Source organism: Rhodohalobacter barkolensis (assembly GCF_002834295.1).
Lineage (GTDB): Bacteria > Bacteroidota > Rhodothermia > Balneolales > Balneolaceae > Rhodohalobacter > Rhodohalobacter barkolensis.
Genome location: NZ_PISP01000001.1, coordinates 714,735 through 731,950, shown reverse-complemented (window position 1 = coordinate 731,950; position 17,216 = coordinate 714,735). Strand labels below are relative to the sequence as shown.

Here is a 17,216-nt window from a genome sequence, read left to right as displayed (position 1 = left end):
ACGAAAATGAAATTGAATCGAATTATTGAGACCTGCTTGTATTCACGCAATCTTGAACGTTCTGAAAGGTTTTACTCAGAAACGTTAGGGTTAAACTTAATCCGAAAAGAGGAAAATCGTCATCTTTTTTACAGATGCGGAAACACCATGCTTCTGATATTTAACCCCATTCACACCAACCAGGAGCAAACTTATGTGAATGGCAATAAAATACCACTTCATGGAACGACCGGAGCTGCACACATTGCTTTTTCTGTTGAACGAAATCAGTTTAAAAGCTGGAAATCGCACTTAAAGGAAAAGGGCATTGAGATTGAATCAAGTGTAAAGTGGCCGGGCGGTTTAAAATCAATCTACTTTCGCGATCCTGCCGGTAACAGCTTAGAAATTATTGAATCCGGTATGTGGAATATTGAAGAGTAATTTCTGTATTCTTGTTTGATCAGATCTGATTTGATAAGAATATTATGATTCCAAACCATCCACGATAGATTCAAGCCGCCCACTAATTTCTTCACCGAAAATTTCAAAAGGTACGTCTTTCGTTGTAACCTCCCGGACACCACTCCCATCGATAACCTCTTTATACGTTTCATAACAATCCAGGGCCGCATTGAAATTCTCCATATCGGCGTCATTACACTTCTTCACGAACTTAATCTCCTCATCACTTGACGCAGACAGTCTGAATGTACCATCTGTATAGACCTCCCCCATTCGCGTAAAAAATGCCAGGCGCTTCGGATAAGCACTTCCCTCCTCCTTCAGTTTGCAAAAAACCCTTTTAACAACGGCGTGACTCACCAAATGATCTTCAAAACCGCTGACTCCATGTACGGCATAAGTAATAATTACATCCGGTTTTAGCCTGTGAATCTGAGACTCTATGACATTTTCAATTTCAATCGGATTCATCCGTTTCAGTTCGTTATCAGGAAGATCCAGAACCGTCATGCTGCTTAACCCCAACGTTCTTTCCACACACTGCATCTCTTTATAGCGAATCTCAGCCATCTCCTTTTTATCAACACCCAAACGGAAACGCTGTTTTGTTGCTTCTCCTTTCGTTAGTGTAAGAAGATGCACATTATGTCCCTGACGAAGCTGAGCACTCATTGCCGGTGCAGGACCAAATGATTCATCGTCCGGATGTGGAAAGATGTACAGAATATTCATGTGTAAAATTTTTAACTATTTATTTGTGTTATTGTAAGATATTAAAAGAACATCATGCCGTGGAAAAGAGTTTACTGACGTTAAGGAGTTATCCAACTTTCAAAGATGGATGCTCATTTTATATGGAAATTCAATGTCTGTAAATATTTTTTGATGAGATCTGACTCTTTTTATCTATTTTCCGCGAAATTATTTGCATTTCTCATCAGGAAACGTTTTATAGAATTCGAAAACAGATAGAAATAACATTGCAACTAAACACCTACTGAAAAGAAAATATTATGATTTGGACAGTTGAATTAGCCGCAGCACTTGATGATGCACCTTTTCCGGCAACAAGAGAAGAATTAATCGAGTGGGCCGAGCGTAACGGTTTACCGCAGCAGGCCATCGATAACCTCTACGAACTTGATGAAATTGAAGAGGGTGAAGAAACCATTTATGAAGGAATTGAAGATATTTGGCCGGACTATATTCGAAAAGAGGATTTTTTCCATGGAGAAGAAGATGAAGGATTCGATTACGACGATGTATAAACCAATATGACCCTCTCTTTTATTCAATTATTTTAAAACGCGGACTTTATGAGTACCGCGTTTTTTTATTCCTATCGTTTAACATAATTCAACTCCCGTTAAACCGTTTTCTAATTCGAGTATTGAATTTCAAATAAAGCAATAAACAAACGCTTTACCCCTTATTAATCACAAATCTTTCCCTGAAAAATCCTATTTTCAGCCTGAGATTAATTTCACCAACTTAGAAACCCGATCACCTGCGTGCGTTATTTTTACTTGCCGTTCTTTTTATTGATCACTCTACTACTCGTTGCAGAACAATCGGCTGCACAAAACGGAGAGCAAGGTGAGGAATCTGTTGAAGAGAATGAACCGGAGCAAGTAGTAAGAATGGTCCGTTTCACCGGAAATGAATCTGTGAGTAACAGTGCACTGAGCACATTGGTCAGGACACGAAACAACCGCGAATTCTTAGGTATCCCTCGATTCACTCCGTGGTACTATATCTACCAGCTTGTTGGTGTTGGTGAATCACCGGCCCTTCTCGACCGTGAAACCGTAGCTAGCGATATAGAAAGAATTCGCCTCTACTACGAAAATCTCGGCTTTTTTGATGCTTCCGTCGATACCACAATTATTGAGTATCGGCCTCGCAGATACGAAGTCTCCTTTATTATTGATGAGGGAAGGTCCTCCAGGTTACGCAGTATCTCCTATACCGGCTTACCCAATTTTGAAGATAACCAGGAATTAGAGGACGAATTTTTTAGCGAGAGTTTATTTGCAGGGCGTGCTGAAAATGACTCTACTTTTCAAGTGAATGAACAGTATGCTGCTCAAAAATTACGCCAGGAACAGACTCGAATAATCGATTTTTTAAAAAACAATGGATTCGCATCCGTTCAGCGAGACTCCGTTCGAGCTTTGATTAAACGTGACGAAGACGATAGATACATATTAGATGTACTCTACACCATTAACCCAGGTGAGTTTTATACATTTGGAGATGTCAATATTCAGCTTGCAGGTCCGGATGGCAATGGAGAATTTGACCAGTCCATAACTGAAGAGGATAGCCGATTTGCTGAACCGGGATTTGCCATCTATATGGACAAACAAGATGAAGCAAACACACATTTTGATTTATTGACAGAACAACTTCAGTTTCGTGCGGGAGAATCATTTAACCAGTCTTCATATCTTAGAACCGTAAATGCCTATCAAAATTTAGGAATGCTCTTAATCAATCGCTTTGGATTAAGTGAAGACGGATCACTTCCCGATTATTCAAATGAGAATATTCCTGTGTTTTTTGATCTTCAGACTCTGCCAAAGCACTCCATACGTACAGAGTTTTTCGGCATGAGAAGGTATGGTTTTGGTACCGGAATTGGCCTGAATTACAATAACAATAACTTGCTCGGCCGTGCTGAAAACCTATCGATAGGAATAAATACAAATCTTGAATTTGTAACTTCCAGTACCCTGAATGAAATTTCACCCCGTGATGACGAGGGTAACAGAACTACAACCGGATCTGATATATTTCAAAGCTACGAATTCAGAGTTGAATATACTTTGCCGAGATTGAATCGGGCACTTAGTTTTTTAAGTGATGCTCCTTGGATTGAATCAGCCCGAACCCGGTATTCACTGAGCTATAGTCAAAGCAACCAGCTCTTTTTTGATATTAACTCAGATGTGAGATTTAATTTAAGGTATGAGTTACGTCATTCTCAGCAATATCAGAGCTTCATCGACATGTTTGAACTCGATGTTGTGGATACTGATCCGTCATCTCAGTTCAGACAGAACCTGATTAATGAGTTCGGAGAGAACTCTCTTGAATTGTTGAGAATTGAAGAAGATTTCCGGCCACAATTCTCTTCTGTAATTCGGTACACTCTCCGGGCACAAGATACAAACCTGATAAAAAGAGATTACGGCTACTTTAGTGAAGTTTCTGCAGCATTAGGCGGTAATGTGCCCTATCTGGTCGACCGCTACATTATTACACCCGGCGAACTGGAAGAAACCCTTCCTTCCCCATTAGGTATTTCTTCTAATTCCCTTGCATACAGCAGGTTTTTTAAACTTTCGGCAGACTACAGAAGATATTTCAGTATTACACCCGATGCTGTTGCCGCTTTCAGAATATTTAGTGGGTACGCACACCCAATTGGTGATAGTGATAATATTCCTCTAAACCGTAGATTTTTTGCCGGCGGGAGTAATGATATACGCGGCTGGAGTCCTTTTCGACTGGGACCGGGAAGTATTCCACCGGATGAAGTAACGATTCCCGGCGGTGAAGTAAAACTTGCTGCGTTTACAGAATTCAGACAAACATTTATGAAGAATGTTCTCAGTGCTGATTGGTACCTTGCATGGCATACAGATGCCGGTAATGTATGGTATGGGCCGGGAAACACCTTTATTGATGATCAGGAAACAGATCTGTTGAGGGAAGGAAGATTTCGGATTGATGAATTTTATAAACAGATTGCAGTTGGATCAGGTATTGGTCTACGATTAGACTGGGAATTTCTAGTAGCAAGATTTGACTTCACTTATCGAATTCACGATTTAGAACTGGGATGGTTCGAAAATCGACAAATGTATTTCAGCTTTGGTATTGGGCATTCATTTTAAAACGATCAATTATGCTTGGAAAAAACAGTAAACTCCAGAAATTGAAACAACAAAGTAACATTGTTCAAAACTCAGAATTGCTAAAGAACCTTTCTGTTACTGAAAGATATGAGCTTTTACAACTCTGCCATCGCCGTAATTACAAAAGCGGTGAATATGTTTACTACCAGGATGATCCCGGAAGTGGCTTATATTTCATAGAGGAAGGAAAAATTCAGCTTCAAGTGAGAAATCAGACCGGCAATATAAATACAGCCTCTGATAATCAAGAACCCTTTTCGATAACGGTTGAATCACCACAGGAAATTGGACTTGTTTCTGTTGGATATGAAACTCGCAGGTTGTCTTCAGCCCAATGCATGACCAACTGTACCCTCCTCGGTTTTTTTACACCGGATTTCGAGACTCTCAAAAAAAGAAATCCACAAACAGCCGTAAAATTCCTTGAATCGTCTTCTAAACGAATCATGAAGCAGCTGGACCTCTCAATGCAGAAAATCATTGAGATTGCGGACACTAAAACAGCTTTTCAAATTCAGTTCGAAACTCAATATCAGCATGCATTAACTCAGGAAGAAACTAAAGATCTATAAGACCTCTCTTAATTAAATTCGATCACCACATATTTAAGAAATTCCATCTATGGCATTAAAAAAAGGCAGCGAAGTAGAACTGACGATTGAGTCCACAGCTTTTAAAGGTAAAGGTATTGCAAAACATGATGGGATTGCCGTTTTTGTTCCGGGAACAGCCCCCGGAGACATTGTAAAAGCTCGAATTACCCGTAAGAAGAAGTCATTCCGAGAGGCGAAAGTTTTGGAACTTCTAAAGCCCTCCCCTCAAAGAATAGAGCCAAAGTGCAGCCATGCAAATGTATGTGGCGGTTGTACCTGGCAGCATCTCCCCTATACAGAACAGATCAAACATAAAGAACAGCATGTTCGTGATCATATTGAACGTATCGCGCATCTGGATCCGGAAGTTGTAAAACCCATTTTAGGATGCGACCAGGAGTTTTATTACCGAAATAAAATGGAGTATAGTTTTGGTACTAAACGATGGCTGACTGAAGAGGAGATTCAACGGGATGAATATGTAGATGACTCCGCTTTCGCTGCGGGACTACATGCCCCCGGTCGGTTTGATAAAATTCTTAATCTGAATGAATGTCACCTACAGGACCCAATCTCCTATCAGCTTCTCGATTTTGTCAGAAATTCCTGTATCCAAAATAATATAGCCGCATTTGACACCTATAAAAAAGAAGGTTTTATGCGACACTTGGTGATACGAAACAGTCACTTTACCGACGATTTAATGGTTAATCTCGTTACGTTCCGTGATGAACCGGATACCATGGAATCCATCAAGACGGCACTGCTCGAAAATTTCCCCCAGATAACAACCATTGTGAACAACGTAAACGACCAGCCAAATCCAACAGCTGTTGGCCGGTTTGAACATGTACTTCACGGTCCCGGTTATATTGTGGATCAGATTGGAAATCACTCCTTTAAAATTCACGCGAATGCTTTTTTTCAAACCAATACACGTCAGGCAGAAAAACTCTACTCCGTAGCCAGAGAATATGCTGAATTGGACAACGGTGGACATCTATTTGATCTGTACTGTGGAGTAGGAACGCTGTCACTTTATATGGCTGATAAAGCCGATAAAGTAACCGGAATTGAAATCGTTGATGTGGCTGTAGAAAATGCAAATTTTAACGCACAGGAAAATGGTGTGGAAAACGCGGAGTTTGTTCTCGGTGATATGAAAGACACATTTAACGATGATTTTCTGGCCCAAAATGGACAACCCGACTGTGTAATCACAGATCCTCCCCGGTCGGGCATGCACCCCGATGTTGTAGAGCAATTGTGCAATCTTGATGTAGATCGTTTGGTTTACGTTAGCTGTAATCCATCAACGATGGCAAGAGATTTGGAAAAACTCAAAGAGTTCTATGTTGTTGAATCAGTTCAACCGGTAGACATGTTTCCTCAAACCTACCACATTGAAGCCGTTGCTAAATTAACCCGAAGGTAAAATTGAACTTATCAGATATGAATCATTCAATTCTGATGATTTGGAAATACTGGTTTGGCACAAATACTACTTTCTGAATCTTTCCAATAATTCAATTGCATTAAATGCACTTTGAATCACAAGCGGAATACCACCTCCCGGATGGGTGCTCCCTCCAACCATATAAAGATTCTTTATGCCCCTTACTTTATTTCTGGGACGCAAGAATGCGGCAAACTTACTGTTGGATGAGGTTCCATAGATACTGCCACGATTGGAACCGTATCTCTTTAGAAAGTCAACTGGAGTAATGATCTCTTTAACCACCAGAGATTCTTCAATACCCTCCAATCCTCTTCTTTCAAGTTCCTGAATTAAATGTTGGCTGTATTTCTCCCGTAAACTGTTCCAGTCCTGGTCTGCGGTCACATAAGGAGCATTTACCAATACAAACAAATTAGAGCAACCATCTGGTGCATGATTGGAATCTGTATATGAAGTATTCGCCACATAAATTGTAGGATCTTCAGGCAAGATCTTCTCTTCAAATATCCGGGAGAACTCATTCTCGTAATTTTCAGAAAAAAAGATGTTATGATGTTTCAATTGTGGCCACTGCTTCTTTACTCCCAAAAGCATTACAAACCCGGAACAAGAGGGCTCGATAGATTCCTGCTTTTTTCTCTTGAACACCGAAACAGCAGACTCATTAATCAAATTTAGAAGGGTATCTGTAGCATCGGAATTGGCAACAATAAAATCGGCGTTATGCTCCGATCCATCTTTCAATTTTACTGACTGGACATATTTATCAGCTACAGAAATCTTTTGAACGGGCGCATTAAATTCAATTTGAACTCCCATCTTTTTGGCCAGTTCGTAAAGTGCTTCAGAGATTCTGTATAAACCTCCTCTTACATAATATCCCCCCTGATTCAGTTCTACGTGTGGTATCACATTTAGTGTTGCCGGAGCTTGAAAAGGAGATGATCCGTTGTAGGTCGTAAAGCGTTTAAAAAATTTCTTGAGATGATCAGACTGAAAACGCTGATCTATCACGTCCGAAACCGTAGAGAAAGCATCAATCCCAAGAAAATCGGTGAATTTCAAACCTTTTAGATCTGACAGATCATAAAGTGGATTAAAAAGAAATGCATCTGCTGTTTGAACGTACAGTTTGGCAGCATGATTTAAAAATTCAGAGTACGCCTCCTCGTCTTCAGGAGCGAACTCTCTGATCTCTCTTTTACTTTTCTCGACATCAGAATAGTTGTCGAAACAAACTCCATCTCTGTAAAAATAACGACACAGTGGATCCAGCTCTTCAAAAGTCAAAAAATCATGTAGATTTTCCCCACATATATCAAATAACTTCTCTAAAATGAAAGGCATTGTAAAAAGACTCGGGCCTGTATCAAACCGAAAACCTTCAACTTCCATCTCCTGCATTTTCCCACCATGAGTAGAGTTTTTCTCAAAAATGGTGACGTCAAATCCTCTATTTGCCAAAAGAGATGAAACTGCCAGCCCTCCAAGTCCGGCCCCAATTACAATGACTTTTTGATCCATTACTTTTTTCCATTGATAATTTTCGGAATTAAACAGAGAACCGGATAAAATCGTTACAATTTGTATAAGAAAATTGAGTGGAAATCAGGATCAGCCAATTCCCATTTTACCGAGATTGATCACTTCCAGATCATGGATTTTACCATTATCTATACTGAAACGTACAATGGTTCGATGAACCTGGAATCCATGCTTACCTGCGGCGCCCGGATTCATATATAACATTTTATCCAAAGACTGATCTCTGGCAATCTTGAGAATATGAGAGTGTCCGCAAATAAAAAGGTCGGGGGTGTTCTTTTTGATTTCTTCGATGATTGGGATACAATATCGCCCCGGCACTCCACCAATATGAGTCATCCAAACATCCACCCCTTCTTTACTAAAACGCTGATGCAGAGGATAAACTTTCCGAATATCCTGGCCGTCAATATTACCATATACACCAATCAGAGGGGCAATTTTCTCTAATTTTTCCGCGATCTCGATCGATCCAAAATCTCCTGCGTGCCAGATTTCATCTCTGTCGGAGAAGTACTCCTCTATTTGTGGATCATAATAGTTATGTGTATCGGATATTAATCCTATCTTTGTCATGCCGTCTTAAAATGATCTTTATTTAATTATATGAACTCTTGTAGTGCGAGCAAAATCTTTTATATGTTATCGATAACTTTTTAAAAATATTTGCAAATCGAAGTGAGTGAAAAGAACCCAGATCCAAAATATAGTATCATTATTGTTACCTGGAATGCACTTGAGCATCTTCAACGATTTCTGCCATCGGTTATAAAAACAGATCACTCTTCCTTTGAAATCATCATTGCTGATAACGCATCAGTTGATGGATCTGCAGAGTGGGTAGAAGAGAATTATCCCAAATGCCGGATTATAAAAATGGAAAAGAACTTCGGCTATTGCGGTGGAAACAATCGTGCTGCCAACTATGCCAAAGGCGAAATCTTAATCTTCCTTAATAACGATGCCGAAACGGATATCGCATGGCTTTCCGCAATGGATGAAAGTTTTTTAGATCCTGATGTTGGAATTGTACAACCAAAAATCAGATCAGTTGAACAGTCTGATTATTTTGAATATGCCGGAGCTGCCGGAGGGTATATCGACAAAATGGGCTATCCTTTTTGTATGGGTAGAATTTTTGATCATGTTGAAAAAGATGAGGGGCAATATGATGAACCGGTTGAAATCTTCTGGGCTTCCGGTGCAGCTATTGCAATTCGAAAAGATCTATTCAACTCACTGAATGGGTTTGATGAAGATTTTGAATTCCATATGGAGGAGATCGATTTGTGTTGGCGGGCGCATAAGTGTGGTTTTAAAGTAATGAATCAGCCCAAAAGTATTGTTTACCACCTTGGAGGAGGTTCTCTTCCTATGGGCAATCCAAGAAAAGTTTTCTATAACTACCGCAATAATCTGATTATGATGACCAAAAATCTTGATCAGAATCCGGTATTTAAGATTTTTGGCAGACTCTGTCTGGATGGGATTGCAGGGCTAAAATCACTTGTTTCAGGTAACCCAAAAGAAACGTTAGCGATTATCAAAGCACACTTTTCATATTATGCTCAGCTATCTAAAACGTTAGCTAAACGTAAAATTGGTAAAAGGGAATCAAAGTCTGCCACACCAAAGAAATTAGTCTATGGCAGACTTATCATTACAGATTATTTCCTGAAAGGAAAACGTACTTTTACAGAACTGAACTTTAAGACCGATAATAATTAAACCGGTCTCAAATTTCTTAGTTACTAATTCTATCTAATACCAATGCAATCGTTGCTGCTGTTGATGCCAATGAAGCAGCAATACTGATTCTTTCCTGGGCTGTCATTTCCCTTTTATCAGGTTTTCTCGGTATTACGATTGTAGCGCCCGGTTCTACCGATGGGTTGTTTCTGAAAAAGAGAAACCGTTTGGACCGATCTACCTCACCATTCGCATATACTATATATGCCCGACTACGTTTTGCATTATCGGTTACGCCACCTGCTGCACTCAAATAAGATCTAAAAGAACGACTGTCATCATATCTTACACTGGTTGGATTTAGCACTTCTCCCTCAATACGAACGGTCATCAACTCTTTTGGAACCGTAATTACGTCTCCCTGTTCCAGAATCAGGTCTAAATCGGAGTCTGGACGCTGAAGGGCTTCATTCAAGCGAATTCCAACAGAAGTTCTTTCACGATTCTCAAGGTTCTCTGATCTCTCCTCTTCATCCAGAAACTCCAACTCCTCATCAATTTCATCACTCAGTCTTCTCTCAAGGGATGCGCCCTGAGGGTAAGCATATTCAGATAACCCACCGGCCATATCTACCAATTCAGATAGCCTCATTGTTCGGCTACTGATCACATATTCGCCCGGAAACTGGACTTCGCCTTCAATCCGTACAGTTTGCTGTGTTTGATAGTTTGGCTTAGTCCTTACGTAAATCTGATCAAATGGCATTAGTTCAAAATCACCTTCTTCATCTTCAAAACCCAGAGTTTCATCTACATCAAACCTGAATGTTTCTGCTGTACGGTTACTTCTTGTCTGACCGCCATCTGTCACTCGGCGAGCAACATCAACACGATATGCAGCAGCATTATCCCTGAAACCGTCTGCACTCAAAATGGCATCCTTCAATTTTATACCCTCTCTGTAATCAAAAGTACCGGAACTGTTTACCGCTCCCCTTACTGTGACGGTGTATTCTTCCTGAAGATCAAAAATGCTTGAAATACGAATTACATCATCCGGCTGGAGCGGAATGTCATATGCAGCAGGGTCATCCATCAACCTTTCAATATTAAAAGAGAGAAGTTCAGGTTCGCGATTTTCTTGTAATCTCTCAATGACTCCTCTTCCTCTGAAAGCATCTTCTTTCAACCCATCGGCTTTTTCAATAACATCATAGAGTGTTACTCCTTCCTCGTATTCATAAACTCCGGGACGGAAAACAGCACCTTGGATCTCAATTCTATTAACAAAGCGATCCAGGATTTTTCCGACTCGAAGTTTGTCACCATTTTGGATTTCTGTATCAGACTCTTCAGGGTAAAATAGAGAAGTAACGTTTCTCATAGTAGGTGTCATCCCTTCCAGGGTTACTCTCTGTGTATACGCTTCATCGGTAAATCCGGCTGCATATGTAATAAGATCTTCCAAAGTTTCGCCGGGAAGTGTTTCAAAAAATCCATTCCGTTTTGTTTCTCCCCATACATGAACTCGATTTTCATAAGGATCAACTTTAATAACATCCTGATCACGTAGTCGAATATTACTTTCCTGATTACCATCAACCAAGAAGTCATAAACATCTAACGTTTCTCTGACTTCCTTATCCCTGATAATTTGAATTTTACGAAATGTACCTTGCCTTGTAGGCCCGCCGGATGCATAGAGAGCGTTGAATGCCGTAGATAGTGAAGAAATGGTATAGGTACCGGGTTGAACAACTTCGCCAATTACAGTTACCTTGATGCTTCGCACATTGCCGAGAGTTACCTGAGCATACGTGTTTCCCTGATCCGGATCATTTGGATTTAGACCTGAATAGATATCCGTTAAACGGTTCAATATTCTATTCTCAGCATCATCCATCTGCAGACCATTAACCTGAATTGGACCTAAATTTGGAATTCGGATGTTTCCTTCCGGGCTAACAGTTACCCTGTACGTCTGTTCTGCCGCTCCCCAGATATCAATTACTATTTCGTCACCGGAACCCAATGTGTAATCTTTGGGTGTTGGAACGTTAAATGATGGTTCAAAACTAATTGAAGATCTGCCAAAAAGATCCATACCAAAAACCTTGAGTGAATCTGATATCATCTCTTGTTGTGTTGTGTCGTTTCGTGAAACACTGCTACGATCCGGTGCAGTTTCTATCGTTCTTGTTTCACCGGTTTCAACACTATCCTGAGCTGTGCCTTGTCCACTGCGAACTTGCCTGATGCGCTGAATCAGTTGATTAACCTGGGTCTGCGAAGCACCCTGTGCCAATGCAAGCTGCTGAAATTCGCTCAAGCTTAACCCTCTGTCCTGGATTTCACGGTCTGCCTGACGAATTTCTTCATCACTCAATTCACTGACATTTACATTATTTAAGTCGGCGGGGTTGAAACTCTGTGCAGATAAATCGGTTGCAGATAAAAGAAATAGTAGTCCGGCAATCAGATATACAAAATGTCGCATAGTAAAAAACACGTTTAGCCTCTTGGTATTCTTAAAGTAATCAGTAGTTATGAAGTGTGAAATCTGTTGTTGAAGTCCACAAATTTTACGAAGCGTGAAAATACACAAAAATGAGCTTTATGTATACTCTGAATTTTTTGTCCTCTATGACTCCACACAATTTTTTTCAAAAATTGAACATGCCTCTTTGGTATTACTATTTAACTATTTGACCAACATCATTTTTTCATTGACAACCGTACCGTCTTCAAACTGAATTCTGTAGATATAAACGCCACTGGACAGTCCTGCTGCATTAAACTCAATTTCATTTTCACCTGCAGGGAAATCTTGATTATTTGCAGGAGTTGCCACCTTTCGTCCCAAGATGTCAAATACTTCAATCGTTATGTTTGAGGGAGATGGTAGCGAAAATGGAATAACAGTCGTTGGATTAAATGGATTTGGATAATTTGGTTCTACAGAAATTTCTGAAGGCAGTTCCTGAGGCTGGCCGGTAAATTGAAATCTTGACCAAACCGGTGCGTGATCGGAAGTTGTATTTGCGAAATTTTCAATATAACTGGGGTCTTCTACCCTTTGTGACCTATCCAGATAGTAGTCAAACAAGTTTTCATTAATCACCAAATGATCAATCATACTTTGAAACTGATCATCCAAATAGCTTGCAAAACCTAAATCTTCCAACGTTTTTGTAATCGCTAGATATGAATCATCCTCCAAAAATACCGAATAGGGTGATTCATCTGCACCATCGTATGTTGAAAGCGTGAGCTGGTCATTAAAATCTCCCAGGAATATTACGCGTTCATTTGATCTGTTATCATCTAAATAGGCTTTCAGAGATTGGGCTGCATTTAATCTTCGGTTGTAAGATGGCTGATCCCCAAATGCTTTGGCATGAACGTTATAGAGAATGATACGCCGGGTAATTCCATCCACGGTTGCATTTACTTCAAAAAAGAGTGGAAGGCGGCCGGCCCAGTCAAAACTATCCTGTCCATCAAAAAGTATTCCTGAGTCCAGTGAATCCATAACTGAAGTTTTAAACAGGTAAGCTGTTTGCTGGCTTTGTGAATAATTTGAAGTAAATCCACTGTAATTATCTAAGCTGTCAACCAAACCAAAAAATGCCACCTGATTAGCAATCTCTTGCAGTGCAAAGATATCTGCGTCAATCTCTTCAATAACTCTAATCACATTATTCATCTGAAGATCATTGTCTTCCGGGCCTAAGTTTTCGGCACCAAACCACTCAATATTCCAGGTAACAACATCAAATGTAAGATCTTTATCGATGTCATCCCCTTCAGGAATATATCGTTCGGCAGGCAGATCATTTCCATCCCTCGGCTTGATTTGGTAGGTACCATTAAATCGGTCAATAACACCGGTGATTTCAACAGGCTCTTCGGGAATAAAAGCTCCCACCAGATCATCTACATTTCCATCGATTCTCAGCTCTCCACTGCCGCTTGCATCTGATATGGTGTAATTACTTTCTCCCTGAAATATTCCCGAGTTTTGAAAGTCGACGGATTCAAACCTTACCAATCTGCCTTCAAAATCGCCACTATTCATCATTTCGATGTTCATATCTGTTGGCTGAGGATCAACTCGCTCAACGTCAATTATTTCGAAACTAACTTCATTATCCCCCTCAACTGCGGCTATCTGTTTTAAAAATGATCCGGTTGTACCGTTGATTGGATTGTATTCAGTTACAGGACCGTTCACACGAATTGAATCGCCTCGCTCAACGGCGTCAATTAATGAAGACTCATACGCTGCAATACCGGCCGATTCATCCTGAAAAAATATTGGGCCATTGAATTCATCTGAAACGGTAACCCTGCCCGCAATAGAGACCCTTGTACCAAACGCTACTTCTCTCGCTTTCTCTATAGTAATTAAGTCATTTTCATCAATGGCTTCACCGTTCAAATTGATCTCAAGTTGCGGTGATGCAGCATCATTACTTTCTATAGTTAGAGTTGCATTATGGAGACCCGGATTATTTGGCGAATAACTGAGATTTACCGTTACTGATTCCCCACCGGATATTGGATCTGTAGGAATCGGGTTCATCGAAAAAATACCGGGTTGAGTGCTTCCCACCCCGTTGATGTTGAGGTCCGGTTCACCCATATTTGTGATTCTCAACTCAATGGAATATTCATCTCCATCATTGATAACCGGGAATTCTACCTCACTCCCATCTTCTAAAATTTCTCCATCTATTCGCAGTTGAAGCGTAGGATCTTCAGCCAATTCAGTAAAAGGTTCAATTGAAAAATCATCGATATTTACTCTTCCACCCTCAAATTTTTCAATTTTAAAACGAACATCACCCGAAAACGACATCGGAATGGAATAAAGACTGAGATCATCAGTCAACTCAATATTATCTCCTACTTGTTGCCAGTTTTCGCCCTGATTCTGCGAGTACAGTAATCGAACAACTCCCCCCGTATCTCCGCTAAATCCCGCATTTGAGGCATAAAATTGCACTTCATTTGCTCCATCCGGAAAATCAAAATTCATGTCAAGCGATCCGTCACGCAACCTTACAGATTGATTCCCATTTTTTCGATCACCATCAGAACTCCCGAGTAAGGCATCATCTAATACCCACTCTCCGGTTTGCAAATTAACGCTTTCAGTGGCATAACTTGTTTTGGTTCCATCCTCAAAATCTTCCAGGATTTGACCATACACACTGCTACTAAACAGCGTAACAATTAGAATACATGTGCTTAGAGTTTTAAAAGGGTTGGAACTTATCTTCGGGGCTAAATCGAACATTCTGGATATCACGAATAGTCTTTTTGTAAATCAATCCTTGAAAGCAGGATTATTTTGAAGTTTTGTATCCGGAAAAGGTAATAATTTTTTGATTAACCGACCGTCTGCAAAAGAAATTTCAACAGAATTCATTGGGTGTAAAGACCTATAAAAAGAAAACTTTTCCTTTTATCTCTACAAGGATATATTCCACGCAGTAAATGAAATGACTAATAGAATAGAATGATTAACGAACCCGGTTTTGTCTCAGATCATGTGGGTTGGATTGAAGTGATTTGCGGCGGAATGTTTAGTGGAAAAACCGAAGAATTAATACGCAGGGCCAAGCGTGCGCATATCGCAGGTCAGCGTGTCGTTGTGGTTAAACCTGCAATCGACAACCGCTACAGCGAAACAGAAGTTGTCTCTCATAATGAAAATGCCCTACCCGGTATTCAGGTTGATACAGCAGACCAGATCATACTTTTAACATCTACAGCTAAAGTTGTCTGTATCGATGAAGCACAGTTTTTTGACGACCGCATTGTTGAGGTTGCAAACACTCTTGCAAACGATGGGAAACGGGTCATCATCGCCGGATTGGATATGGATTTTGAAGGCAAGCCTTTTGAGCCCATGCCTCAACTATTAGCCATTGCTGAGTTTGTCACCAAATTACACGCTATTTGTTCAGAAAGTGGCAGAATAGCCAACTTCTCTCAGCGGGTTGTTGAAAACAAAGATAAAGTTTTGGTTGGTGAGAAAGACGCTTACGAGCCCAGGGCCCGTCACTGTTTTCGCCCCCCTGTAGATAAAAAAAGGGGTAAACCTATTCCTAAAATGAACATCTCAGATAAACCCGATCAACCTAAAGAGACAAACGCATGAATATCCTCCGCGGACTTATTGGAATGGCCGTAATTATAGGCATTGCCCTTCTGCTCAGTAAAAATAGAAAAGCCGTTAACTGGAAACTGGTGGGTACAGGTCTGGGAATTCAGTTTATATTGGCTGTATTTATTCTAAAAGGATCTGATATGGCTGAGGTTTGGGTACCATTGGGTTGGCCAAAAGCTTTTTTTAGTTGGGTCTCCAGTTTCTTTGTGGTTGTACTGGATTTTACAACAGCCGGGGCGGAGTTTATATTTGGTGATCTGGCCAAAAGTCCCGGTATGGAAGGTAGCCTGGGTAACTTTTTTGCATTCCAGGTTCTGCCAACCATTGTATTTTTCGCCTCCCTTACTGCAATTCTCTATCACTACGGAATCCTCCAGAAGGTTGTCAGTTTGATGTCGAAGGGAATGCAGAAAGTTATGGGTACTTCCGGGGCTGAATCTCTTTCTGTAGTAGCAAATATTTTCGTGGGTCAAACAGAATCTCCACTGGTGATAAAACCCTACATTAGTAAAATGACGCAGTCTGAACTGCTGACAGTGATGACCGGAGGTATGGCAACGATCGCCGGTGGTGTGATGGCAGCCTATGTTCAGATGCTTGGAAATTCCTATGCCCTTGCCAATGATGTTTCTCTTGATGTAGGTCGACTGTTATTTGCTGAACAGCTTTTGGGAGCAAGTTTAATGGCTGCACCTGCCGCACTGGTCATTGCAAAAATTCTTTACCCCGAGAATGCCGAGCCGGCAACACAAGGCGATGTTAAAATGAGTGTTGAGCAAACGGATGCAAACGGTATTGATGCTGCAGCTACAGGTGCAGGAGTTGGATTAAAACTGGCTGCAAATGTAGGTGCGATGCTTCTTGCATTTATTGCACTCTTAGCAATGGCCAACTATTTTCTGTTTGAAATTGGTGAATTAACCGGTTTTAATTCAATATTCCCTGACTTTGACCTGACAATTGAAACCCTGCTGGGCTGGGCTCTAGCTCCCATTGCTTTTCTGTTAGGTGTACCTTGGGCTGATGCTGTAAATATGGGTTCACTATTGGGTACAAAAGTAGTGTTGAATGAATTTGTTGCCTATCTTCAGATGGCAGATATGGTTTCGGAAGGTGTTCTATCTCCAAAAACGATAACCATGGCTACTTTTGCCCTTTGTGGATTTGCTAATTTTTCATCTATTGCAATTCAGATTGGAGGTATTGGCGGATTAGCTCCAAATCGAAAATCGGATCTGGCTCGATTTGGTCTTTTAGCTGTATTAGCGGGTACAATGGCCAATATGATGACCGCCACGATTGCCGGAATTCTATTCTGACCTACCCAATTTTAAATTACGGTCATGAGAAATTAAATATGACCGGCTAGTCAAATGCTTGGCCTG

At 40.6% G+C, this 17,216-nt stretch carries 13 protein-coding genes; 8 read left to right on the top strand and 5 right to left on the bottom strand.

Translation table 11 applies throughout. The features are described 5' to 3' along the window. The first annotated feature begins 6 nt into the window (after nt 1–6). Nucleotides 7–423, top strand: coding sequence for a VOC family protein (locus CWD77_RS02920; protein ID WP_101071726.1), 417 nt, complete (start codon nt 7–9; stop codon nt 421–423). A 42-nt stretch (nt 424–465) separates the two neighbouring features. Here the strand turns inward: CWD77_RS02920 and CWD77_RS02915 are convergent, their stop codons facing one another. Beyond that, nucleotides 466–1,176, bottom strand: a complete 711-nt coding sequence (locus CWD77_RS02915) for a PIG-L deacetylase family protein (RefSeq protein ID WP_101071725.1) — start codon at nt 1,174–1,176, stop codon at nt 466–468. Nucleotides 1,177–1,457: 281 nt separating this feature from the next. Here CWD77_RS02915 and CWD77_RS02910 point away from each other — a divergent pair, with 281 nt between their 5' ends. The 4 genes from CWD77_RS02910 (at nt 1,458) to rlmD (ending at nt 6,395) form a co-directional block, all read left to right on the top strand. Then, entirely contained in the window at nt 1,458–1,712 is a 255-nt protein-coding gene (locus CWD77_RS02910; RefSeq protein ID WP_069131265.1) for a DUF2795 domain-containing protein, read from the top strand. A 243-nt stretch (nt 1,713–1,955) separates the two neighbouring features. Beyond that, on the top strand, nt 1,956–4,346 hold the full coding sequence (locus tag CWD77_RS02905) for a BamA/TamA family outer membrane protein (protein WP_240596617.1): 2,391 nt from the start codon (nt 1,956–1,958) through the stop codon (nt 4,344–4,346). Nucleotides 4,347–4,357: 11 nt separating this feature from the next. Next, nucleotides 4,358–4,939: a Crp/Fnr family transcriptional regulator gene (locus CWD77_RS02900; RefSeq protein ID WP_101071724.1), complete on the top strand. Its 582-nt coding sequence runs from the start codon at nt 4,358–4,360 to the stop codon at nt 4,937–4,939. 49 nt (nt 4,940–4,988) lie between these two features. Next, entirely contained in the window at nt 4,989–6,395 is a 1,407-nt protein-coding gene (rlmD, locus tag CWD77_RS02895; RefSeq protein ID WP_101071723.1) for a 23S rRNA (uracil(1939)-C(5))-methyltransferase RlmD, read from the top strand. A 66-nt stretch (nt 6,396–6,461) separates the two neighbouring features. Here rlmD and CWD77_RS02890 read toward each other — a convergent pair whose 3' ends face one another. Beyond that, on the bottom strand, nt 6,462–7,943 hold the full coding sequence (locus CWD77_RS02890; protein WP_101071722.1) for a phytoene desaturase family protein: 1,482 nt from the start codon (nt 7,941–7,943) through the stop codon (nt 6,462–6,464). A gap of 90 nt (nt 7,944–8,033) precedes the next feature. Then, the gene (locus CWD77_RS02885; RefSeq protein WP_101071721.1) at nt 8,034–8,540 is read right to left on the bottom strand and encodes a metallophosphoesterase family protein; all 507 of its coding nucleotides are present in this window, start codon (nt 8,538–8,540) and stop codon (nt 8,034–8,036) included. Between the two features lie 102 nt (nt 8,541–8,642). Between CWD77_RS02885 and CWD77_RS02880 the strand changes: the two genes are divergently transcribed. Further along, on the top strand, nt 8,643–9,692 hold the full coding sequence (locus CWD77_RS02880; RefSeq protein ID WP_101072919.1) for a glycosyltransferase family 2 protein: 1,050 nt from the start codon (nt 8,643–8,645) through the stop codon (nt 9,690–9,692). A gap of 16 nt (nt 9,693–9,708) precedes the next feature. On the opposite strand, the gene CWD77_RS02875 is transcribed toward CWD77_RS02880, so the two are convergent. Together CWD77_RS02875 and CWD77_RS02870 are read right to left on the bottom strand one after the other, a co-directional pair. Next, nucleotides 9,709–12,150 carry an SLBB domain-containing protein gene (locus tag CWD77_RS02875; protein WP_101071720.1) on the bottom strand — a complete coding sequence of 814 codons (2,442 nt, stop codon included), beginning with the start codon at nt 12,148–12,150 and terminating at the stop codon, nt 9,709–9,711. A gap of 204 nt (nt 12,151–12,354) precedes the next feature. Beyond that, entirely contained in the window at nt 12,355–14,955 is a 2,601-nt protein-coding gene (locus tag CWD77_RS02870) for an endonuclease/exonuclease/phosphatase family protein (protein ID WP_101071719.1), read from the bottom strand. Nucleotides 14,956–15,177: 222 nt separating this feature from the next. On the opposite strand from CWD77_RS02870, the gene CWD77_RS02865 reads away from it, so the two are divergent. Next, nucleotides 15,178–15,822, top strand: coding sequence for a thymidine kinase (locus CWD77_RS02865; RefSeq protein WP_101071718.1), 645 nt, complete (start codon nt 15,178–15,180; stop codon nt 15,820–15,822). Then, entirely contained in the window at nt 15,819–17,150 is a 1,332-nt protein-coding gene (locus CWD77_RS02860; protein ID WP_101071717.1) for a NupC/NupG family nucleoside CNT transporter, read from the top strand. The genes CWD77_RS02865 and CWD77_RS02860 overlap by 4 nt, the downstream gene beginning before the upstream one ends. Nucleotides 17,151–17,216 lie beyond the last annotated feature (66 nt).

What these genes read in the sequence shown, in the direction of transcription:
- CWD77_RS02900 (WP_101071724.1), top strand. Translation starts at nt 4,358, where the DNA reads ATGCTTGGAAAAAACAGTAAACTCCAGAAATTGAAACAACAAAGTAAC.
- CWD77_RS02875 (WP_101071720.1), bottom strand. Translation starts at nt 12,150, where the DNA reads ATGCGACATTTTGTATATCTGATTGCCGGACTACTATTTCTTTTATCT.
- CWD77_RS02920 (WP_101071726.1), top strand. Translation starts at nt 7, where the DNA reads ATGAAATTGAATCGAATTATTGAGACCTGCTTGTATTCACGCAATCTT.
- CWD77_RS02885 (WP_101071721.1), bottom strand. Translation starts at nt 8,540, where the DNA reads ATGACAAAGATAGGATTAATATCCGATACACATAACTATTATGATCCA.
- CWD77_RS02910 (WP_069131265.1), top strand. Translation starts at nt 1,458, where the DNA reads ATGATTTGGACAGTTGAATTAGCCGCAGCACTTGATGATGCACCTTTT.
- CWD77_RS02860 (WP_101071717.1), top strand. Translation starts at nt 15,819, where the DNA reads ATGAATATCCTCCGCGGACTTATTGGAATGGCCGTAATTATAGGCATT.
- CWD77_RS02865 (WP_101071718.1), top strand. Translation starts at nt 15,178, where the DNA reads ATGATTAACGAACCCGGTTTTGTCTCAGATCATGTGGGTTGGATTGAA.
- CWD77_RS02890 (WP_101071722.1), bottom strand. Translation starts at nt 7,943, where the DNA reads ATGGATCAAAAAGTCATTGTAATTGGGGCCGGACTTGGAGGGCTGGCA.
- rlmD (WP_101071723.1), top strand. Translation starts at nt 4,989, where the DNA reads ATGGCATTAAAAAAAGGCAGCGAAGTAGAACTGACGATTGAGTCCACA.
- CWD77_RS02915 (WP_101071725.1), bottom strand. Translation starts at nt 1,176, where the DNA reads ATGAATATTCTGTACATCTTTCCACATCCGGACGATGAATCATTTGGT.
- CWD77_RS02870 (WP_101071719.1), bottom strand. Translation starts at nt 14,955, where the DNA reads ATGTTCGATTTAGCCCCGAAGATAAGTTCCAACCCTTTTAAAACTCTA.